Here is a 19,867-nt window from a genome sequence, read left to right as displayed (position 1 = left end):
ATTACAGGTCGTCGAACGACAGGTCGCCGTCGACCAGTTGCTGGACGGCCTCGGCCAGGCCGTCGATTGGAACCCGCTTCTGTGCCGTGGAGTCCCGTTCCCTGAGCGTGACGGTGTCGGCCTGCAGGTCGTCGGAGTCGGCGTCGCCCTCCGGCTCGCCCAGCGACTCGTAGTCCACCGTCACGCAGTACGGCGTCCCGATCTCGTCCTGCCGACGATACCGACGGCCGATGGCGCCCGAATCGTCGTAGGTGACCGAGTGGCCGGCCCGTCGGAGCGCCTCGGCCAGTTCCCGGGCGTACTCGCCCAGGCCGTCCCGATCCATCAGCGGGAAGACGCCAACCGTGGTCGGGGCCTGCTCGGGCGGGAGTTCGAGGTAGGTCCGCTCCTCGCCGTCGACCTCGTCCTCCCGGTAGGCGTGGGCCAGCACGGTGTAGATGAGCCGGCCGACGCCGAAGGAGGGTTCGACGACGTGAGGGGTGATGTGTTCGCCGTTCTCGGTCATCTCCTCGACGCTGAAACCGGTCTGCTCGACCGGAACCGTGACCGTCTCCCCGTCCAGTTCGACACTGACTTCCTCGCCCTCGAAGGCATCCGGGTCGCTCTCGGCCAGCGCTTCGAGTGCGTCGGCGACCGCCTGTGCGTCGCCGCCGAACTCCGGCCCGAGGTAGCTCATCTCGGGGTCGACGGTGGGCCGCTCGACCGTGATGGGCTCGTCGTACTGTTTGAACACGGTGTAGTCCTGGCCCGAGTGTTCGGCGTGTTTCTGCAGGTCGTAGTCGCCCCGGTAGGCGAAGCCGGTAATCTCGATCCAGTCGCCGTCGATCTCGGCCTCGGCGTCCCAGCAGTCAGAGGCGTAGTGGGCCAGTTCGCCGGGCAGGTGCTGGCGGAAGCGGAACCGGTCCATGTCGATACCGATGCGCTCGTACCAGTCCCGGGCGATGCCAAGATAGTAGGCGACCCAGTCGCTGGTGATGACGCCGGAATCGACGGCCTCACGCACCGTCAGCTGCTCGACGCCGCCGTCGTCGGCCTGCTGGCTCTCGCCCGAGTAGAGGGGTAGCTCGACGTCTTCGACGGTCTCCAGCGGCGGCTCGTCTTCCTCGGGGTCGACGAAGTGTTCGAGTTCCGCCTGTGTGAACTCGCGTACGCGTACGAGCGACTTGCGCGGGGAGATCTCGTTGCGGTAGGCCTTGCCTATCTGGGCGACCCCGAATGGGAGCTGGTTGCGGGCGTACTCGGCGAGCTGGGGGAACTCGACGAAGATGCCCTGGGCGGTCTCGGGGCGCAGGTAGCCCGGCGAGGAGGTGCCGGGGCCGATGTTCGTCTCGAACATGAGATTGAAGTTGTCGACCGGCTCGCCGGCCAGGGAGGCCTGACAGGAGGGACACTCGATGCCTTGCTGGGCGATGATATCCATGACCTCCTCGTTGGGCAGGGACTCGGCCTCCTCGATGTCGGTGTTGTCCTCGACGATGTGGTCGGCCCGGTGGGTGGCGCCACACTCGCTGCATTCGAGTATCATATCGTCGAAACCGTCCAGATGGCCAGAGGCCTCGAAGACGGGCTCGGGCATCACGTCCGGCGCGGATATCTCCTGGTGGCCGGCCTGGACGACGAAGCGGTCCCGCCAGGCGTCCTCGACGTTGTCTTTCAGCGCGGCGCCCTGCGGGCCGTAGGTCCAGAAGCCGGCGGCGCCCCCGTAGGCGCCCGCAGCGGGGAAGTAGAACCCTCGTCGTTTGGCCAGCTCTGTCAGGCGATCGCCCTCGTTCATAGGCCCTCCAGGAGGTCCACGTCCCGGACGATGCCGACGAGCTCGTCCCCGGAGACGAGCGGAATCTGCTCGATGTCGTGCTCTATCATCAGCTGGGCGGCCTCCATGGCCGTGCGACGCCGGGACACGGTGACGACGTCACCGGTCATGAACTCGCTGACGGGCTCGACCGGAATCTCGACGTTCCGGGTTGGCATGTAGCGCCCGCCGACGGCCTTGATGCCCTCCCAGGCCCAGTCGTCGTCCTGGTTGGCGATGGAGTCGCCGGTGTCGTCCTCCCCCTCCACGACGCGGGCGACGTCGATGATGTCGACGACCGTGAGCATCCCGGTCATCTCGCCCTCGTCGTCGAGCACGACGCCGTAGGGCACTTCGGCGTAGGACAGCTCCCGTTCGGCGACGGTCAGGGGCGAGCCGGCATAGAGGCAGTTGATGTCGCTGCGGGCCAGGTCGCCGACCTCGCTGTCGCCGTCGGTGTCGCCGTTGGCGATGGCGTGGACGACGTCCGTTATCGTGATGATGCCTTCCAGCCGCCCGTCGACGACCGGGACGCGTCGCTCCTCCTCGGTGAGCATCAGCTTGGCCGCCGCCTCGATGGTGGCGTCGGCAGTGATGGTCGGGACCTCCTCGACCAGCATCGCGAGCTGGTCCTCGTCGGGCCGGTCGATGAGCGCGTCCCGGGAGATGAGCCCGCGGAACTGTTCGCCGTCGTCGGTCTCCTTGATGACGGGGACCGAGGAGAACTTCCGTTCCTGGAGATACTCCAGCACGTCGTCACGGGTGCCCGGGATTTCGACCGTGACGACCTCCGAGCGCGGCGTCATAGCGTCTGCGACGTTCATACTGGCCAAAGCTCCGCCCCGCACCTACTAAGTAGTTAACATCGGGGCCGTGCCGTCGCCGAACTCGCCCCCCGCGGTGACGCACCCGACGCTGACCGGTCGGACCCGTCGACGCCGGCCGGTCGGAGGTGCCCTACATCGACCGAATCCCCCCGCTGTCCGCTCTTGACCCGCTGTTCTGGCCGGGAGACTGACCTGTCGACTCGACAGAGCGGACGCGCCCGACAGGGCCCAGATACTATCGATAAGAACGTGATACTCCAGTGTCGGTCCCAGAAATCGACTACTTGGGTCGAATCAGCCACTCGTTTCAGTCATTGATTATCACCGGATATAACTCATATCTGTGATACTACCGCCGCGTTGTCCATGGATTCCGCAGTTTTTATATACGGGTGTTACATATTCTCATGCATGGAGCCGGATACGGTTGCCCCAGCGAAGGTTGCTGCCGAATCGGAGGTCATGGCTTCCGTCGAGGAAGGGCCGACTGACACGTTCATCATCGCCGACGTCTCGACCGACGACGCGTACATGACACTCCCGCTCGTAGACGCCGCCTCGCTCCCCGAGTGGCGGTAGCTCGTCTCGTTTTCTCTCCGTTCCACCGCCAGCAGTGGCAACAACGCGCGCAGAAAACAAGCGTTATGCCGTCCCAGTAAGTTCGGTCCGGTATGAAGGTACTCGTTACAGACCCCATCGCAGACGCCGGACTCGACCGGTTACGCGAGGCGGGCCACGAAGTTGTCACAGCCTACGACGTCGAGGGCGACGCGCTGCTCGACGCGGTCTCGGACGCCAACGCGCTCATCGTCCGCTCTGGCACCGAGGTCACTGACGCGGTGTTCTCGGCCGCCTCCGAGCTCATCATCGTCGGTCGCGCCGGTATCGGCGTCGACAACATCGACATCGACGCCGCCACCGAACACGGCGTCATCGTCGCGAACGCCCCAGACGGGAACGTCCGCGCCGCCGCCGAACACAGCGTCGCGATGGCTTTCGCCACCGCTCGCTCCATCCCGCAGGCTCACGACCGCCTCAAGGGCGGCGAGTGGGCCAAAGGGGAGTTCCTCGGCACCGAGGTCAACAACAAGACCCTGGGCGTCGTCGGCTTCGGCCGCGTCGGCCAGCAGGTCGCCAAGCGCCTGGGCAACCTCGGGATGGACATCGTCACCTTTGACCCCTACATCAGCGAGGAGCGAGCAAAGCAGTTCGGCGCCGAACTCGTCGACGACCTCGAGGACTGCCTCGAGGCGGCGGACTTCGTCACCATCCACACGCCCCTGACCCCCGAGACCGAGAACATGATCGGCGAGGAGGAACTCGCCCTGCTCGAGGACGGCTACGTCGTCAACTGCGCCCGCGGCGGCATCATCGACGAGCCCGCGCTCGCCGAGGCCGTCGAAGACGGCATCCTCAACGGCGCCGCACTGGACGTCTTCGGCGAGGAACCCCTGCCCGAGGACTCGCCGCTCCTTTCCGTCGACGACATCATCGTCACGCCCCACCTCGGGGCTTCGACCGAGGCCGCCCAGGAGAACGTCGCGACCTCCACGGCCGACCAGATTATCGCCGCGGCCAACGGCCAGCCGGTCGCCAACGCGCTCAACGCCCCGTCGCTGGACCGGGCCACCTTCGAACAGGTCGAGCCCTATCTCGAACTCGCCAGCACGGCGGGTCGCATCGCCGTCCAGCTGTTCGACGGCCACATGAGCAGCGTCGAGGTCACCTACGCCGGTGACATCGCCGACGAGGACGTGGAGTACGTCACCGCCAGCGCGCTCGAAGGCGTCTTCGCGCCCTCGGATATCCAGGTCAACGCCGTCAACGCGCCCCAGATCGCCGAGGAACGGGGCATCGACGTGACCGAGTCCAAGACCTCCTCGGCCGAGGACTACCAGAGCCTCATCACCGTCGCCGTCTCCGACGGCGAGGAGTCGGTGTCGGTCTGTGGGACCCAGTTCGGCGGCGAGGAGTCCCGCATCGTCCGCATCGACGGTCACCGCATCGAGGCGGTCCCCCACGGCCACATGCTCGTCGTCCGGAACAAGGACGAGCCGGGCACCATCGGCTTCATCGGCACCGCGCTCGGTGAAGCGAACATCAACATCGCCGGGATGTTCAACGGCCGCGAGACCATCGGCGGCGAGGCGCTGTCCATCTACAATCTGGACGAGAAGCCCGCCGGCGACCTCATCGACCGACTGAACGACGACAGCCGTATCATCGAGACCACCTACGTCGCGCTGGGCGACGAGTAGGCCCAGCACTCTGTTTTCGTGCTCACCGCTCGGCCAGCAGCCGCTCGTAGCGGTCGACGACGGCCTGCCGACGCTCTCGCTCGGCCTCCAGTTCCTGCTCCAGCGCGGCGACGTGGCACTCCAGAATCGCCACCTGTAACTCCTGGACAGTGGTCGAAACGGCCCGCCGTTCGCGGCGGTCGGGGAGGCTCGGTGACTGGGGTGATGCCACTCTCTCGGGGTGGGTTGTCATACCATGACTGATTAGATTCGAGTGACTAAAGCACCCATCGGACGGCCGTCGTACGGTCGTCTTGCGGCCGTCAGCGGCCTGTGTTGGCAGGGTCGGGTCACATGAAGTCGGCGATGCCCGACTGTTTATTGTGGTCGTTCTGAAACACCGACTCGATTTTCGTCTCCAGAATCTGGAGCCGCTGTTTAGTGTAGTCCCGGGCGCCGAACTCGTCGGCGACCCGGATGGCTGTGTCGATGTACTTGTTGACCGAGCCCTCGTGAACCGTGAGGTTCACCCGGCCGCCACACTCCCGGCAGTCCCCGGTCAGGGGCATCCGCCGGTACTTCTCGCCGCAGTCCAGACAGCGCACCTCCTGGCGCGAAAAGGCCCGCAGGTTGCCGATGAGGTCCGGCAGGAAGTGGTACTCGATGATGCGTTCGGCCACGTCGCTTTCGACGACCGCGCGCAGTTTCCGCGAGAGGTGCAACTGGGCGTCCATCTTCTCCTCCATCGACCCCAGCGTCTTGTACGCCGACAGGTCCGGCCCCGCGGCGATGTTCGTGGTGTCGTGGGTGTGCCGGAAGTCGGTGTACTCGCGGTCGGTCCCGAGGTTCTCCTCGGCGATGGTCATGATGTCCTCGACCTCCTCGGGGGCGGTGAGTTCCCGCGTGGCCTCGTAGAACTCCCGTGGGTACCGCTCCATGATGTCCATGTTGTGGGCCTCGTCGTCGATTTCGCTCGGGTCGATACGGGAGGACATGACCAGCGGGGCGTCCATGCGGCCGCCTCTTTTATCAGGAAGATATGATTTACTGAAATTCAACAAACCATCCATGAGAAGCATCACACAATCTTCATCACCATCGCAGTTGCGCCTCTTAGCGGCGTGAAAGTACGGATGCGCATAGCCGACGGCAGCACTCGTAAATCCGACAACTCGGCCAACTGTCGCCGCGCTGGTGTGTGGCGCCATCCCGAAGACGAGCTCGCCGACGAGGTCGTCGCGGTCGTCGAACTCGTAGTACCTCTCGAGGTCGTAGTACTGCGCCAGGAGGTCGTCGACGAAGTCGGCGGTCTGGAGCATGTGTTCGGCGGCGCCGTTCGAGAGGACGATGTCCTGGACCTTGAGTTCGAACAGCTGGTCCGGATGGGTCAGGGGGTCGCCGTGGATGTCGGTCCCGTAGCCCAGCGCGCGCAACCGGTCGGGGTCGACGTCGAGTTCCGCGGGTCTGAGCGCCGTGACGGGGAGGTCGGTCATGTCGTAGCGCACCGTCCCGTCCTTGAACGCCGAGACGTCGTGTTTCGCCCGGAGGATACCCTTCTCCATGGGCTCGGGGAGTTTTGCCTCGCTGGTGAGTCCCTTCACCGCCTTGAGCGTCTCGAAGGCCGTCTCGCGCTCCTCGGCGTTTTCGAGTGCGTCGCGGTATATCGCCTGCAAGTCGAGTTCCGTGTACTGGGTCGGTGAGGCGAGCGTCTCGCACCGGTCGCACTCCGCGCGGCCGGACTCGTCGGGCTCGACCTCCATCTCACAGTCCGGACAGACGTAGATGGTCTCGGAAAGCGAATCGCAGTCGGGACAGCGGGCCTCGTGGCTCTCGGTCCCACACTCCGGACAGCGCCGTCTCGCCACCTCGACCTCGACGCGGCCCGGCGTCTCCGTCATCGATTCGGAGTGTTTGGTCGCGGCGGCCACGTCCCGCTGGGAGCCGCCGGCCTCACCGATGGGAAAGAGCGTGTGGACGGCCGGCGAGAGGTCCCGGCTCTCGGACTTTTCGGGGCGCCCCATCCGATTGCCGATGCGAGTGGGCGCCCGTTCGCGGACCTCGAAGGGGGATATCTCGTTGACCGCCTCGATGGCGTTGCGGCCCGCCTCGTCGCCGAGTTCGTCGTCGACGTAGCCGATGGCGTCGGCCGCCTCCTGCTCGCCGTAGGTCTTCGCGTGCTCGGAGATATCCTCGAGAGTCCAGTCCCGTTCCAGGGACCGCGAGAAGCCGAGTGTCCGGACCAGCGGGAGCCAGTCTGTGACGACCAGCCGGTCCTCGGCCTGCGTGTGTTCGACCAGCAGGCGTTCGAGTGCCTGCCGGACGAGGTCGGTGTTCTCGAGGACGAGGTCGCCGTCGGCGGCCGCCGCGCCGTCTTCCATGACGGCGCCATCCGTCGCGGTCACGTCCGCCAGTTCGACGGCCTCGGCCAGTGCCCCGAACTGCTCTATGGTCACGTCGTGCCAGAGGTAGGTGTACTTCGGGTGCAGCGGCGCATCGTAGTCGCTGGCCCAGGCAAGCGCCTCGGCGGCGCTCGGGTCGGCCAGGTCTATGCCGGGATCGTCCCGCATCGCCTGGACGTCCGCGCCGGCGGCCTCGAAGTCCTGTTCCCACCACTCGACGGTGTAGGAGGCCGGCGCGAGCGGGTGGTTGTTCTCGACGAACTCGCCGTAGTTGACGAGATACTCGCCCAGGTCCAGAATCTTCTCGACGCCGTTGCCGACCTCGCGGGCCTCCGCGACGTCGTCGATGCGGCGGACGTCGCCGTTCGCTAACCGCACTGTTGGCCCCTCGATGCTGTCGACGGGGACCACGCCGGCGGCTTTCCCGGGCCGCTCGGTCTTTATCTGTGTGCCCGTCGCGAGGAAGTCGTCGACCAGATGCATCGTCGCCGGGTGCACCCCGGCGGTCGCGAACCCGTGGTTCCGTGCGCGGCCGTAGCGCAGCCGGAAGCCGCCGGATTTCGAGGGATGGGAGAAGACCGGGCGGCCGGCGATGAGGTCCCGGAGGTACTTCTTGGCCGGTTCGACCCGCGGTGGGCCGGCCCGCTCCTCGCCGTCGTCACCGTCGGCGGTCTCGCCGTCGCTCTCTCCCTCACCGTCGCCGCCGTCCTCTGCCTCCCCGGCCTCGCCCCCGCTGTCTTCCCCTATCGTCCCGTCGATGAGGTCCTGGAGCCACGGCCAGTCGACCTCGTCTAAGTTGCGGGTGTAGCGCTGAATCTTGGGCGCTTTCAGCGCGATACCCTCGGCGAGGACGAGACACATCCCGCCGCGGGCGGAGTTCGAGTCCACTCGTTCGAGGTCGCGATAGCCCGAGACCTCCTCGTCACCGGTGGCCTCGCCGTCGAGCATGATGGGCATGTGCTCGGCGATGAACTTCGTCTCCTTCTCCTTTGGCGAGTACTGGAGCCCGGTGTCCTTGTCGTAGAGGTCTATCTCCTCGGCGTAGCGACCGATCTCCTCCTTGCGGGCCTCGTACTGCTCGATGCCAAGCAGCGCGCGGGCGTAGTCGGCCACGAGCACAGAGAGTGCCTGTGCGGTCCCACCCGCAGAGCGGATGGGCCCGGCGTAGTAGACGTTGATGAACTCAGTGCCGTCGTCGTTCTCGAGCAACTCGACGCGGTCGATACCCTCGATGGGGGCCGCGACTACACCCTCGGTCAGCAGGGCGACCGCGGTCCGGACCGCACCCTCGACTTTCCCCTCGCGGGTGTCGTAGTCGCCGACGGTGCCCTCGACGAAGTCGTCGACGAGCTCCAGGGCGGCCTCCTCTCGGGACATCTCGCCTTCAAGTTCGCGAACGCGTTCGGCGACGCCGTCGATGCCGAGGATGTTCTCGACGCGGTCGGCCATGTCGCGGGCGGTCGGTATCTCGACTTCGGGTTTCGGGTCGCCCCCGCGCTCGCGGGCGCGCTCGGCGACGTCCATGGCCGTGTCGAGCTCGCTTTCCAGCCGCTCGAAGTAGCGCTCGTCGGCCTCTCGCATTATAGCTCCCAGAGGTCGAGGTCGGTCGGTTCGTCGTGGGCCCGCTCCAGTGTCGTCTCGAAGGCCCTGACGTACAGCTCCCCGGCCCAGACGGTCGCGCTGTCGAGATGCCCCGCGATGGCCTCGCCGTCGGGCCGCGAGAGGACGGCGTGGGTGTGGGCGAAGCGTTCGTCTTCGAGCCACGAAATGTTGCCAACGCAGGCGGCGACCTCCAGGGGCTCGCTGAAGACCATCGAGTCGTACTCCTGTCTATCCTGGTCGTAGAACCACACTTCGGCGTCTTCGACCGCACCCAGCCCGTAGAAGAAGGCCGCGTCGATCCCTTCGGCGTCGGCCAGCGATTCGATTTCGGCGCGCCAGTCCGCGCCGTGGTCCAGCCGGCAGACGAACTCCTGTGCTGTCTCGACGGACCGATAATCCATACACGACTGGGAAGGTGGGCGACGGGAAAAACGTTGCTACGTTCCGGTGGCGCCTCGTCGGTCTCCGGCGCGCTCTCGGACGGTCCGCTAGTCGGTACGAAATATGATGTTTTCCTGATTTATTATTATAGAATAATTTTATATATCCGGGACGTTAGCCCTGAAACGATGGCAAACGTGGGGGAATTGGAATGGGAAGTCAGGGTGGAAGAGGGGACCGCTGTCGTCGACCTGCCGCGACGGCTCACGCTCGACGAGCGGGGGGCCGACCGGCTGTACGGCGCTATCGAGCGAGCCGTCTCGAGGGGCGGCGTCGACCGGGTGGCGATGCTCGTCGACGTCGAACACCCGCTGGGTGATGCCCTCCACGACGCGGTGGTCCGGGGCGCCCGGGCGGCCGCGGCCAGCGGCGTGACGGAGTGGCGCGTCGTCGCCGAGTACGAGTGCAAGGCGACCGCGGTAGCGCGTGCGCTTCCCGCTGTCGACGCCGCGGTGGTCGTCGACGACCGCTCGATACGCGCCCAGCCCGCCTGAACGCCGGCGGACAGCGCGCATCCGGACCGTCCGTTGTGCCGATATCGTCGCTCGGTCTGTCGCCTCCCGGGAAACGGTGCCATCGGTTCGTCTCCGACAGCCGCCAGTATCAGGCCGGCAGCGAGACTCGACTCACCGGCTGGCCCCGTTCGGCGTCGAAGAAGACCAGTTCCTCGACGGTCCACGTGACGGGGTCGATATCCCGCTCGACCAGCCGCCGGGCCGCCGCGGGGTCGCCCCCGCGCGCGATCGTCACGTGGGGGACGTACTCTGGGCCTTCCATCCCCGCGACGGGGTCGAACGCCCCACAGCACCGCTCGTGGAGCGCCCGGAGCGGGGGACTCTCGACGGCCAGGTAGACGACCGGCGAGGGGCCGGTTTCGGCCGTCTCGAAGCAGTCGACGCCGGTGACACGCACCTCGAAGGGGGCGGTCCCGCGGACGACGTCGCGAGCGCGGGCCTCGAGCCGGGCGTAGGCCGCGTGGTCCCCGCCGCCGAGGCGCTTGACAACGAGGGTATGCTCCCCGCGCGGTCGGGCCTGCGCCCGGGGGAGCTCACGCGCCAGCCGGCCCGCGAGCCGGGTCACCGACGACGGAAGCGAGACGTTCAGGCTGTACACACCGGAGCGAGTCGCGGCGAGGCTAAAAAGCGCCCGCTCAGTTCCTGGAGACGCCGTGCGTCTCCCGACCCTCGCCGAGCCGGAGGCTCCGCTCAGAGCCGGCCGGTCAGATAGAGGACGATGAGGATAATCAGCACGACTCCGAGCAGGGGCTGGAGCGGGCCGAGCAGCCACGCGAACAGGCCGAGCACCTCGCCGACGACCTCCAGCGCTATCCACACCACAATCAGGACCAGCAGTATCTTCAACAGTGTGTCGACGTCGATTTTGCCACGTGCCATTGCCGGCAGTTTCCGCGGAACGGGCAAACCCCTTGTGGCCCGCCGGTGGCAACAAGCCCTATAGTTGGTGACGGGAAAACGGAACAAACACATGCGACAAGTGAGCGCGGTCGCGGTGGTCCTGGTGCTTGCGGCACTGGCACCGACGGCTGCCGGCGCCGGTTTCGGCGGCCTCTCCCAGCAGTCCGTCGACGCAGACGTGGTCGTGATGACGGCCGATATCGCGGCCAACGGCGACGCGGTCTGGACCATCGACTATCGCGTTCGTCTGGCCGACGACAGCGAGGAGCAGGCCTTCGAGGAGCTACAGGCGGACATCCGGGCGAACGAATCCGTCTACACCGACCGGTTCCGCGACCGGATGACCACCACTGTCCGGGTCGGCGAGGACGCCACCGGTCGGGAGATGGCTATCGACGACGTTGCCGTCGAGACCGCCCAGGAGAGCGTCGGCCAGTCCTACGGTGTCGTCACCTACGAGTTCCGGTGGACGAACTTCGCCGCTGTCAACGACACCAACATTCGGGCCGGTGACGCCGTCGCCGGGCTGTATCTCGACCGCAACACCTCCCTGACGATGCGGTGGCCCGCCGAGTACCGGTCCGCGAACGTCCGGCCGTCGCCCGACGAGGAGCGCGACCGGTCGGTCACCTGGCGCGGGCGCCAGTCCTTCGGCGACGACGAACCCAGCGTCGTCGTCACCAACGAGTCCCAGCCGTTCCAGGACGACGTCATGCAGACTGGCGTGTGGCCGCTCGTTCTCGGGGTACTGCTGCCGCTGCTGGTGCTCGCCGCCCTCGGGTACGCCGTCCACCGGTACGTCCGCGCCGACGACAGCGACAGCGCTGCTGGCGGTACGGCCGGTGAGTCGGGCGGCGAGCCGGCGGCGACTGATGGGGACAGCGACCCCGACGAGTCGCCGCCCGCGGAGCTACTCAGCAACGAGGAACAGGTGCTCAAACTCCTCCGCGAGAACGGCGGCCGCATCAAGCAACAGCGCGTCGCGAGCGAACTGGACTGGACGGCCGCGAAGACCAGCCAGGTCATCGGCGGCCTCCGCGAGGACGACGACGTGGAGACGTTCCGCATCGGGCGGGAGAACGTGGTGACCCTTCCGGACACGGACCTCACCGACGACGTGGACGACGGACCCGAAGACCAATAATACGCTATCGTCGCTTCACCCCCACTCTCAGCGGAACCCACCGCTGTCAGCCGGTTTAATCCGACTTAATCGGCGCCAAAGCGGAGTGAACGTCGGCTGTTTATATACTGGTCGGGGGCCAAGCAGTGGATGTGATGAGACGACCCACTGCCGCTGTGCTGGCGCTCCTGCTCGTGGTGAGCGCCGTCGCCGCCGTCCCGGCGGTCATGGCACAGCAGACCGAGGCCGAAACGGAGACCAACCAGACCAGCGAGAACGACACCGCCGCACCCGGCGCCCAGCTCTCGGGCGTCGTCGCCGTCGGTGACGCCGAACTCGACGGCGACGTCGACTCACGCGCCTACGACATCCGCGTCGACCGGGCCAACAGCTCGGACGCGAAGGCCGCCGTCCTGGCCGACCAACTCAACCGGACGAGCGAGCGGCTCGGCGAGCTCGAAGAGCGGCGAGACCGACTCAAGGAGGCGCGCGACAACGGTTCGATGAGCGAGGGCGAGTACCGGTCCCGCACCGCTACGCTCCACGCCGAGAGCAAGAACGCCGAGCGACTCGTCAACCAGACCAACGCGACGGCGAGTGAACTCCCCGCCGAGACGCTCGAGGAAAACGGCGTCAACGTCGACGCCATCCGGGCGCTCTCGGACCGCGCGGCGAACCTGACCGGCCCGGAGACGGCCGAGATAGCCCGGTCGGTCGCCGGCGACAGCGCGGGTAAAGACATCGGCGCCGGCGAGGCCGCCGACCGCTCCGCGGGCGATAGCAACCGGACCGACGCGGGGACCGACCGGAGCGACACTGACGGCTCGACGGTCGGCGACACGGACCGCTCGGGAACCGAGTCGGCCAACGAAACTACAAACCCCGACCCCAAACCCTAGGTAATGCGTGTCAGACAGACGCTGCTGACGAGTGTCGTGCTCGCGGCCGTGCTGGTCGGTGCGGCCGTGGCGCCGGCCGGTGCGGTCCAGACCGGTGACGCCCCGGAGGAGTCGTTGACTGTCGACCTCGCTACTGACGGTGACGCGGCGATAACGGTCGTCTCGACGTTCGACCTGGACGAGGAGAGCGAGCAGGCCGCCTTCGAAGAGCTCCAGACGAACGAGACCGCCCGGAGCGTCTACGAGGCCCGCCAGAGTAGCCGCTGGGCGAGCGTCGCCGACAGCACCGAGAACCGGACCGACCGCGAGATGGCCGTGACCGACAGCTCGCTTTCCCTCTCGAAGTCGGACTCGACCGGTGTCGCCACGTTCTCGGTCACCTGGGAGGGGCTCGCCGCGGCCGAAGATGGGATGTTGACGCTCGATGAACCCTTCGCCAGCGGCTTCGAGCCCGACCGGCAGTTCGTCGTCGTCCTGCCGGGGGAATACAATCTGGAGAGCGTCTCGCCCGGGCCGTCGAACACGACTGACGGGCGAGTGGTCTACGACGCCGACGCGGACCTGAACGGGTTCAGCATGGTCGCGACCTCGACGACTGGGCCGGCCGTCACACCGGATGGGGAGACGAGCGTGACGCCTGCCTCTGACCGGACGCCGGTCACAACCACGGATGGGAACGGCCCTGGATTCGGCGCAGTCGGTGCGCTTATCGCCCTGTTCGCGACAGCGCTGCTGGCCCGTCGTCGCGAGTGAGAACACGGCACATGCTCCTTTCGACTCGGAAGCTATTTGTACGCGACCTACAGTAGTCGCTGATACATGACGCGGACTGTCGATACTGGGGCGCTCGCCGCCGCCAGCGACGGGTCTGCTCGCGTTTTCGCCGCTCGGTCGGATGCTATCCGACGCCGGAACCGACGGCGGGCCCCCCGTTAGGCCCACTACTACCTCTCCTCTCCACGGTTCGACTCGTTTCAAACCACGGCCGGTCGGCTGTCCGGCGCGTCGAAGGGTCGTTGTAACCATTTCGGGATATCGCCGAGTTGAAGTCGGCGAACACCGCGAATTCGGTACAACGACCCTTCGCATCTAAAACCGACAGTCACACCACGGTAACAACCGACTACACATCCATGACAGACGGAAACGGCACCGTCGCGCTCGCCTTCTCGGGCGGGCTCGACACCACGGTCTGCGTATCGCTGCTCAAAGAGGAGTACGGCTACGACGAGGTCATCGGCGTCACGGTCGACGTCGGCCAGCCCGACTACGAGTTCGAGGAGGCCGCGGAGACGGCCGAAGCGCTCGGCGTCGAGCAGTACGTCGTCGACGCCAAAGAGGAGTTCGCCGACCTCTGTCTCAAGGCCGTCAAGGCCAACGCCGACTACCAGGGCTACCCGCTGGGCACCGCGCTTGCCCGTCCCGTCATCGCGAAGGCCATCCTCTCGGTCGCCGAGGAGGAGGGCTGTGACGGCATCGCCCACGGCTGTACCGGGAAGGGCAACGACCAGCTGCGCTTCGAGGCCATCTGGCGCGACTCGGACCTGGAGGTCATCGCCCCGGTGCGCGAACTGGGCCTGACCCGCGAGTGGGAAAACGAGTACGCCCGCGAGCAGGGCCTGCCCGTCGAGGGCGGTGACGGCGGTCGCTACTCCATCGACACGAACCTCTGGAGCCGCTCTATCGAGGGCTCCGAACTCGAGGACCCCAGCACGATTCCGTCCGACGACATCTACAAGTGGACCGAGAACCCCTCGGGCAAGTCCCCCGAACTCGTCGAAATCACCTTCGAGGACGGCGAACCGGTCGCCGTCGACGGCGAGGAGCTGGGCTCGGTCGAACTGGTCGAACAGCTCAACGAGCAGGCCGGCGCCCACGGCATCGGCCGCACGGACATGATGGAGGACCGCATGCTCGGGCTGAAGGTCCGCGAGAACTACGAACACCCCGCCGCGACCGTGCTCCTGACCGCTCACGAGGCCCTCGAAGGGCTCGTGCTCACCCAGGAAGAGCGCCAGTTCAAGGCCCAGGTCGACCAGCAGTGGTCCCAGAAGGCCTACGAGGGCCTCGTCGACGCGCCCCTGACCGGCGCGCTGGAGGCCTTCATCGACGACACGAACGAGCGCGTCACCGGCACGGTGACCGTGAAGATGGAGGGTGGCCACTGCCGCCCGGTCTCGCGCGAATCGGCGTACGCCGTCTACAGCGAGTCCGCCGCGTCCTTCGACGAGGAGGCCATCACCGGTGGGATCACCCAGCAGGACGCCACCGGCGTCGCGAAGTACCACGGCTTCCAGTCGCGTCTGGCAAACGACATCCTCGAAGACGCAAAGACGGGGACGGCCGCTGCGGACGGTTCGGGCGACGAATCGGAGGAATAAGCGGATGAGCGAGGAGCACGAGGCCGACGACGGCACTGACGCGGGGGCCGACCAGACGGCCGTCCGCCGCGACCGCTTCAGCGGCGGCCCCGCCCGCTCGTTTCTCTCCTCGCTTGCCGACGACGAGCGCATCTTCGCGGCGGACCTGGCCGTCGACCGCGCCCACGTCGTGATGCTCGTAGAGCAGGACATCGTCGACGCCGGGACCGCCGGCGAGATTCTGGCCGCTCTCGAGGACATCGAGGACGCCGGCCACGGCGAACTGCCGGACGGCGAGGACGTCCACGAGGCCATCGAGAGCGCGGTCATCGACCGCGTCGGCCCCGACGGCGGGAAGATGCACACCGCGCGCTCGCGCAACGACGAGGTCGCAGCGTGTATCCGCTACCGTCTGCGCGAGGACGTCCTCGAACTCCTCGAGACGCTCGTGGGCGCGCGCGAGCAGTTGCTCGAGGTCGCTCGCGCCGAGACCGAGACGGTGATGCCGGGCTATACGCATCTCCAGCCCGCCCAGCCGACGACGGTGGCTCACTGGATATGCTCCTACGAGCAGGCCCTGCAACGGGACACTGCCCGGCTGTTCGACGCCTACGAGCGCGTCAACCGGAACCCGCTTGGCGCGGCGGCTTTCGCCGGGACGCCCTTCGACGTGGACCGGGAGCGCACGGCCGAACTGCTGGGGTTCGAGGGTGTCGCGGAGAACTCCATGGACGCCTCGGCGACGCGGGACTTCCTCGTCGAGGTGACCAGCGCCGTCGCGGGGCTGGCGACGACGCTCTCGCAACTGGCAGAGGACGTGGTCGTGATGGCGAGCAAGGGCCACGTCGAACTCGACGACGACTACGCCTCGACGAGTTCCATCATGCCCCAGAAGAAGAACCCCGACACGCTGGAACTGGTCCGTGGGCGCACGGGCGACGCGACCGCGGGACTCAACGGGCTACTGACCAACCTCAAGGGCCAGCCCCGCGCGTACAACCGCGACCTGCAGCGGGCGGGACGGCACGCCTGGGACGCCATCGACAGCGCCAGCGAGAGCGTCAAAGTCGCGGCGGGCGCCGTCGGGACGGCCGACTGGCCCGCCGAGCGGCTCGAAGCCGCAGCGAGCGAGGGCTTTGCCACCGCGACCGGCGTCGCGGACCTCCTGGCGATGGCCGGGGTGCCGTTCCGCACCGCACACGAGGTGGTCGCCGAGGTGGCGGCCCAACTCGGTCCAGACCGGGACGCCCCCGACTACGACGAACTCTCTGCGGTCGCCGAGGACGTGCTGGGCGACCCACTCTCCGAGTACGTCGACCGAGAGGCAGTCGAGGCTGCGCTCGACCCGACCGAGAGCGTCGCGATGCGGAACTCCAGAGGCGGCCCGGCCCCAGAAGCGGTCGCGGCACAGCTCTCGGCGGCCGACGACGTGTTGGCGAGCCACAGTGAACAGATAGCGGCGGCCGAGGCGGCGGTCTCCGGCGCACGTGACCGTCTACAGACGGAGGTCGAGGAGTATGTCTGAACGACGACCCCCTCGCGGGGCTATTATACCAGAAATCTGATACAGAAATCGGACACATGCGGATGACGGACTTCTAACGCCATTAGAGTGGAGTGTGGGTGTGTAATTTTATCTGATAGGTTCGATGGTTTTAAGTAGATACGTCGGTCATAGCAAGGTACAATGGCAGACTGCATCGAGTGCGGGGCGGAGGTCTCCCTGCACGACAGCCTCGAAGTCGGAGAGATAGTCGACTGTTCCACCTGTGGCGCCGAGCTCGAAGTCATCGGTACCGACCCCGTCGAGCTCGACAGCGCCCCCGAGCTCGAAGAGGACTGGGGTGAGTGAGGTGGTGGCGGTGGCGCGAGGCGCCGCCGTGACGCACACGGAGGAAACAGCATGAACATCGGACTCCTCTACTCGCGTATCCGCAAGGACGAGAAGCTCCTGCTCTCGGAACTGCGCGAGCGCGACCACGATATCACGAAGATCGACGTTCGCAAACAGCAGTTCAACATCAGCGAGGCCCCCGAGGCCTTCGAGGACCTCGACATCGTCGTCGACCGCTGCTTATCGACCTCCCGTAGCGTCTACGCGACGAAGTTCGCGGAGGCCTACGACGTCCCCGTCGTCAACGGCCCCGACGTGGCCGAGGTCTGTGCGGACAAGGTCAAGAACAGCCTCGCCCTGGTCGAGGCCGGCGTCCCGACGCCGGACACCGACGTGGCCTTCACCAAGGACGCCGCACTCCAGTCCATCGAGGACTTTGGCTACCCCTGCGTGCTCAAACCCGTCGTCGGCTCGTGGGGCCGGCTGATGGCGAAAATCGACTCCCGCGACGCTGCCGAGGCCATCCTGGAGCACAAGGAGACGCTGGGCCACTACGAGCACAAGATATTCTACGTCCAGGAGTTCGTCGACAAGCCCGGCCGCGACATCCGCGTGCTGGCCGTCGACGGCGAGCCGGTCGCCGCGATGGTCCGCTCGTCGGACCACTGGCTCACCAACGCCGCGAAGGGCGCTGAGACCGACACCTTCGAACTGGACGACCGGGCCTTGGAACTGGTCGAGAAGGCATCCGACGCAGTGGGTGGCGGCCTGCTCGGCATCGACCTGATGGAGACTGGGGTGTCGCGAAGCGACACCCAGACGTCGAGCGGGGAGCAGAGCGACCCGCGAGACTACGAATTCGACGACTACACGGTCCACGAGGTCAACCACACCGTCGAGTTCAAGGCGCTCAACGAAGTCAGCGACGTCGACGTGCCAGGCGAGGTCGTCGACTGGCTCGAATCGAAGGCACAAAGCAAGAGCGGCACAGAGACCACTGCATGACATACTCGGCCAGCGTCGTCGGTGGCTCAGGTTTCACCGGCGGCGAGTTGCTTCGCCTCATCGATGGCCACCCCGAGTTCGAACTCGCACAGGCCACCAGCCGCTCGAAGGAGAACAAGACCATCGGGAACACCCACCCGAACCTGCGTCACTCCGAGATGCGCTTTTCGGACCCGGCGGAGCTCGAAAGCGTCGACGTCCTCTTTGCGGCGACGCCCCACGGCGTCTCGATGGAGCAGATAGACGAATTCCAGGACGCCGCAGACACCGTCGTCGACCTCTCGGCGGACTTCCGCCTCGACAGCGAGGCCCAGTACGACGAGTGGTACGACGGCCACACCCGGCCGGAGCTGCTGGCCGACTCGGAGTACGCCTTGCCGGAACTCAACCGCGAGAACCTCGAAGGAGCGGAGCTCATCGCGTCGGGCGGCTGTAACGCCACGGCCACAATCCTGGGCCTGCTTCCCCTCTTCGAGCACGGGATTCTGAGCGGCGACGAGCAGATCGTCGTCGACGTGAAGGTCGGCTCCAGCGAGGGCGGCGCCGGCGGCGGCGAGGCCTCCTCGCATCCGGAACGCTCGGGCGTCGTCCGCCCGTATGCTCCGACGGGCCACCGCCACGAGGCCGAGATTCAGCAGTTCCTCGGCGTCGACGTTTCCTTTACTGTCCACGCCGTCGACATGGTCCGTGGCGCCAGCGCGACCTGTCACGTCTTCCCCGACGGCCCCGTCTCGAAGGGCGACCTCTGGGGCGCCTATCGGGGCCAGTACGAGGACGAACCGTTCGTCGAACTCGTCTCCGGCGGTGGCGGCGTCTACCGCTACCCCGAACCGAAGGCCGTCGCGGGCACGAATCGCGCGGAGGTCGGCTTCGAGCTCGACCCCGGGAACAAGCGGCTGGTTGTGTTCTCGGCCATCGACAACATGATGAAGGGGTCGGCCGGACAGGCCGTCCACGCAGCCAACATCGCGCTCGGCATCGAGGAGACGGCGGGCCTGGAGTTCCAGGGACTCCACCCCGTCGGCGCACCGTAACACCTGGAGAGGATTTTCATGACTGTAGTAATCAAGGTAGGCGGTGCTCGTGCTGTTGACCCAGCAGGGGCGCTCGCGGACGTCGCATCGTTAGTATCCGATGGTGAGGACGTCGTCGTGGTTCACGGCGGCTCCACCAAGGTCGACGAGACGCTCGAACGGCTCGGCATCGAGCCGGAGTACGTCGAGACGCCAAGCGGCGTCGTCGGCCGGTTCACTGACGAGACGACCATGGAGGTGTTCGAGATGGCCTTTGGCCACCTCAACACCCAGCTGGTCGCCGGGCTCCAGAGCGAAGGCGTCGAGGCGGTGGGACTGAACGGCGTCGACGGCAAACTGCTCTACGGCCCCCGGAAGTCCGCCGTCCGCGTCGTCGAGGACGGGAAAAAGAAAATCAAGCGGGGCGACCACTCGGGCACCATCAAGCAGGTCAACGGCGACCTGCTGGAGTCGCTCCTGTCTGATGGCTACACGCCGGTCGCCGCGCCACCCATGGCCGGAGACGACGACGGCGAGGTGATTCCAGTGAATACGGACGCCGACCGCTCGGCGGCCGCCATCGCCGGCGAACTCGACGCGACGCTCGTCCTGCTGACCGACGTCTCCGGGGTCTACGAGGACCCCGAGGACCCGTCGACGCTCATCGAGTCCGTCGAGACGAGCGACGACTGGGCCGACCTGGAGGACGCCGCCGAGGGGTTCATGGGCCGGAAGATAATGGCCGCCGAGGAGGCCCTTTCAGGAGGGTCGCCAGAGGTCGTTGTCGCCGACGCCAACGCCGACGAACCGATTCTGTCGGCGCTCTCCGGTGACGGGACACATATCAAGGCCGAGGCTGTAACGGAGGAACAATGACTCCCGAGACACGCGTCGACGGCGCGACGGCCGGAGGTGCGTCG

19 protein-coding genes are annotated in these 19,867 nt (G+C 66.7%); 12 read left to right on the top strand and 7 right to left on the bottom strand.

All coding sequences use genetic code 11. The annotated features are described in order from the left end of the window. Position 1: 1 nt before the first annotated feature. Both glyS and P1K32_RS07825 read right to left on the bottom strand, forming a co-directional pair. Positions 2 to 1,774, bottom strand: a complete 1,773-nt coding sequence (gene glyS / locus P1K32_RS07830) for a glycine--tRNA ligase (RefSeq protein WP_276252111.1) — start codon at positions 1,772 to 1,774, stop codon at positions 2 to 4. Beyond that, entirely contained in the window at positions 1,771 to 2,616 is an 846-nt protein-coding gene (locus P1K32_RS07825; protein ID WP_276252110.1) for a CBS domain-containing protein, read from the bottom strand. The genes glyS and P1K32_RS07825 overlap by 4 nt, the downstream gene beginning before the upstream one ends. A 414-nt stretch (positions 2,617 to 3,030) precedes the next feature. Here P1K32_RS07825 and P1K32_RS07820 point away from each other — a divergent pair, with 414 nt between their 5' ends. Continuing rightward, complete coding sequence (locus P1K32_RS07820) at positions 3,031 to 3,198, top strand: DUF7556 family protein (RefSeq protein ID WP_220588286.1); 168 nt, start codon at positions 3,031 to 3,033, stop codon at positions 3,196 to 3,198. Positions 3,199 to 3,290: 92 nt separating this feature from the next. Next, positions 3,291 to 4,877 (top strand): phosphoglycerate dehydrogenase, encoded by a 1,587-nt coding sequence (gene serA / locus P1K32_RS07815; RefSeq protein WP_276252109.1) that lies wholly within the window; start codon positions 3,291 to 3,293, stop codon positions 4,875 to 4,877. Between the two features lie 22 nt (positions 4,878 to 4,899). Here serA and P1K32_RS07810 read toward each other — a convergent pair whose 3' ends face one another. The 3 genes from P1K32_RS07810 to P1K32_RS07800 all read right to left on the bottom strand — a co-directional run bounded on the left by P1K32_RS07810 (position 4,900) and on the right by P1K32_RS07800 (position 9,258). After that, complete coding sequence (locus P1K32_RS07810; protein WP_276252108.1) at positions 4,900 to 5,109, bottom strand: hypothetical protein; 210 nt, start codon at positions 5,107 to 5,109, stop codon at positions 4,900 to 4,902. A 97-nt stretch (positions 5,110 to 5,206) separates the two neighbouring features. Next, positions 5,207 to 8,836 carry a DNA polymerase II large subunit gene (locus P1K32_RS07805; RefSeq protein ID WP_276252107.1) on the bottom strand — a complete coding sequence of 1,210 codons (3,630 nt, stop codon included), beginning with the start codon at positions 8,834 to 8,836 and terminating at the stop codon, positions 5,207 to 5,209. Then, positions 8,836 to 9,258 carry a PPC domain-containing DNA-binding protein gene (locus P1K32_RS07800; protein ID WP_276252106.1) on the bottom strand — a complete coding sequence of 141 codons (423 nt, stop codon included), beginning with the start codon at positions 9,256 to 9,258 and terminating at the stop codon, positions 8,836 to 8,838. Before P1K32_RS07800 ends, P1K32_RS07805 begins: the two co-directional genes overlap by 1 nt. Before the next feature lie 168 nt (positions 9,259 to 9,426). On the opposite strand from P1K32_RS07800, the gene P1K32_RS07795 reads away from it, so the two are divergent. Beyond that, positions 9,427 to 9,792, top strand: coding sequence for a hypothetical protein (locus tag P1K32_RS07795; RefSeq protein WP_276252105.1), 366 nt, complete (start codon positions 9,427 to 9,429; stop codon positions 9,790 to 9,792). A gap of 109 nt (positions 9,793 to 9,901) precedes the next feature. Here the strand turns inward: P1K32_RS07795 and P1K32_RS07790 are convergent, their stop codons facing one another. Beyond that, positions 9,902 to 10,411: a 2'-5' RNA ligase family protein gene (locus P1K32_RS07790; protein ID WP_276252104.1), complete on the bottom strand. Its 510-nt coding sequence runs from the start codon at positions 10,409 to 10,411 to the stop codon at positions 9,902 to 9,904. A 92-nt stretch (positions 10,412 to 10,503) separates the two neighbouring features. Further along, complete coding sequence (locus P1K32_RS07785) at positions 10,504 to 10,692, bottom strand: DUF7554 family protein (RefSeq protein WP_276252103.1); 189 nt, start codon at positions 10,690 to 10,692, stop codon at positions 10,504 to 10,506. Between the two features lie 91 nt (positions 10,693 to 10,783). Between P1K32_RS07785 and P1K32_RS07780 the strand changes: the two genes are divergently transcribed. The 9 genes from P1K32_RS07780 (at position 10,784) to P1K32_RS07740 (ending at position 19,823) form a co-directional block, all read left to right on the top strand. Beyond that, complete coding sequence (locus tag P1K32_RS07780) at positions 10,784 to 11,857, top strand: helix-turn-helix transcriptional regulator (RefSeq protein ID WP_276252102.1); 1,074 nt, start codon at positions 10,784 to 10,786, stop codon at positions 11,855 to 11,857. Positions 11,858 to 11,991: 134 nt separating this feature from the next. Then, entirely contained in the window at positions 11,992 to 12,735 is a 744-nt protein-coding gene (locus P1K32_RS07775; protein WP_276252101.1) for a hypothetical protein, read from the top strand. Positions 12,736 to 12,738: 3 nt separating this feature from the next. Next, positions 12,739 to 13,488, top strand: coding sequence for a DUF7345 domain-containing protein (locus tag P1K32_RS07770; RefSeq protein WP_276252100.1), 750 nt, complete (start codon positions 12,739 to 12,741; stop codon positions 13,486 to 13,488). A gap of 380 nt (positions 13,489 to 13,868) precedes the next feature. Then, positions 13,869 to 15,116 carry an argininosuccinate synthase gene (locus P1K32_RS07765; RefSeq protein WP_276252099.1) on the top strand — a complete coding sequence of 416 codons (1,248 nt, stop codon included), beginning with the start codon at positions 13,869 to 13,871 and terminating at the stop codon, positions 15,114 to 15,116. Positions 15,117 to 15,120: 4 nt separating this feature from the next. Further along, a complete protein-coding gene (gene argH, locus P1K32_RS07760; protein ID WP_276252098.1) occupies positions 15,121 to 16,620 on the top strand; it encodes an argininosuccinate lyase in 1,500 nt (499 codons plus the stop codon). A 162-nt stretch (positions 16,621 to 16,782) separates the two neighbouring features. Continuing rightward, complete coding sequence (gene lysW / locus P1K32_RS07755; protein WP_262179133.1) at positions 16,783 to 16,947, top strand: lysine biosynthesis protein LysW; 165 nt, start codon at positions 16,783 to 16,785, stop codon at positions 16,945 to 16,947. Positions 16,948 to 16,998: 51 nt separating this feature from the next. Continuing rightward, positions 16,999 to 17,934: a lysine biosynthesis protein LysX gene (gene lysX, locus P1K32_RS07750; RefSeq protein ID WP_276252097.1), complete on the top strand. Its 936-nt coding sequence runs from the start codon at positions 16,999 to 17,001 to the stop codon at positions 17,932 to 17,934. Continuing rightward, positions 17,931 to 18,968, top strand: coding sequence for an N-acetyl-gamma-glutamyl-phosphate reductase (gene argC, locus P1K32_RS07745; RefSeq protein WP_276252096.1), 1,038 nt, complete (start codon positions 17,931 to 17,933; stop codon positions 18,966 to 18,968). Before lysX ends, argC begins: the two co-directional genes overlap by 4 nt. 18 nt (positions 18,969 to 18,986) lie before the next feature. After that, on the top strand, positions 18,987 to 19,823 hold the full coding sequence (locus P1K32_RS07740) for an acetylglutamate/acetylaminoadipate kinase (protein ID WP_276252095.1): 837 nt from the start codon (positions 18,987 to 18,989) through the stop codon (positions 19,821 to 19,823). The last annotated feature ends 44 nt before the right edge of the window (positions 19,824 to 19,867 follow it).

The sequence above is a fragment of the Haloarcula rara genome, assembly GCF_029338235.1.
Classification (GTDB): domain Archaea; phylum Halobacteriota; class Halobacteria; order Halobacteriales; family Haloarculaceae; genus Haloarcula; species Haloarcula rara.
Note: the sequence above shows the minus strand (reverse complement) of the source record. Positions and strands in the feature narration are given on the sequence as shown.

What these genes read in the sequence shown, in the direction of transcription:
- glyS (WP_276252111.1), bottom strand. Translation starts at nt 1,774, where the DNA reads ATGAACGAGGGCGATCGCCTGACAGAGCTGGCCAAACGACGAGGGTTC.
- P1K32_RS07825 (WP_276252110.1), bottom strand. Translation starts at nt 2,616, where the DNA reads ATGAACGTCGCAGACGCTATGACGCCGCGCTCGGAGGTCGTCACGGTC.
- P1K32_RS07820 (WP_220588286.1), top strand. Translation starts at nt 3,031, where the DNA reads ATGGAGCCGGATACGGTTGCCCCAGCGAAGGTTGCTGCCGAATCGGAG.
- serA (WP_276252109.1), top strand. Translation starts at nt 3,291, where the DNA reads ATGAAGGTACTCGTTACAGACCCCATCGCAGACGCCGGACTCGACCGG.
- P1K32_RS07810 (WP_276252108.1), bottom strand. Translation starts at nt 5,109, where the DNA reads ATGACAACCCACCCCGAGAGAGTGGCATCACCCCAGTCACCGAGCCTC.
- P1K32_RS07805 (WP_276252107.1), bottom strand. Translation starts at nt 8,836, where the DNA reads ATGCGAGAGGCCGACGAGCGCTACTTCGAGCGGCTGGAAAGCGAGCTC.
- P1K32_RS07800 (WP_276252106.1), bottom strand. Translation starts at nt 9,258, where the DNA reads ATGGATTATCGGTCCGTCGAGACAGCACAGGAGTTCGTCTGCCGGCTG.
- P1K32_RS07795 (WP_276252105.1), top strand. Translation starts at nt 9,427, where the DNA reads ATGGCAAACGTGGGGGAATTGGAATGGGAAGTCAGGGTGGAAGAGGGG.
- P1K32_RS07785 (WP_276252103.1), bottom strand. Translation starts at nt 10,692, where the DNA reads ATGGCACGTGGCAAAATCGACGTCGACACACTGTTGAAGATACTGCTG.
- P1K32_RS07780 (WP_276252102.1), top strand. Translation starts at nt 10,784, where the DNA reads ATGCGACAAGTGAGCGCGGTCGCGGTGGTCCTGGTGCTTGCGGCACTG.
- P1K32_RS07775 (WP_276252101.1), top strand. Translation starts at nt 11,992, where the DNA reads ATGAGACGACCCACTGCCGCTGTGCTGGCGCTCCTGCTCGTGGTGAGC.
- P1K32_RS07770 (WP_276252100.1), top strand. Translation starts at nt 12,739, where the DNA reads ATGCGTGTCAGACAGACGCTGCTGACGAGTGTCGTGCTCGCGGCCGTG.
- P1K32_RS07765 (WP_276252099.1), top strand. Translation starts at nt 13,869, where the DNA reads ATGACAGACGGAAACGGCACCGTCGCGCTCGCCTTCTCGGGCGGGCTC.
- argH (WP_276252098.1), top strand. Translation starts at nt 15,121, where the DNA reads ATGAGCGAGGAGCACGAGGCCGACGACGGCACTGACGCGGGGGCCGAC.
- lysW (WP_262179133.1), top strand. Translation starts at nt 16,783, where the DNA reads ATGGCAGACTGCATCGAGTGCGGGGCGGAGGTCTCCCTGCACGACAGC.
- lysX (WP_276252097.1), top strand. Translation starts at nt 16,999, where the DNA reads ATGAACATCGGACTCCTCTACTCGCGTATCCGCAAGGACGAGAAGCTC.
- argC (WP_276252096.1), top strand. Translation starts at nt 17,931, where the DNA reads ATGACATACTCGGCCAGCGTCGTCGGTGGCTCAGGTTTCACCGGCGGC.
- P1K32_RS07740 (WP_276252095.1), top strand. Translation starts at nt 18,987, where the DNA reads ATGACTGTAGTAATCAAGGTAGGCGGTGCTCGTGCTGTTGACCCAGCA.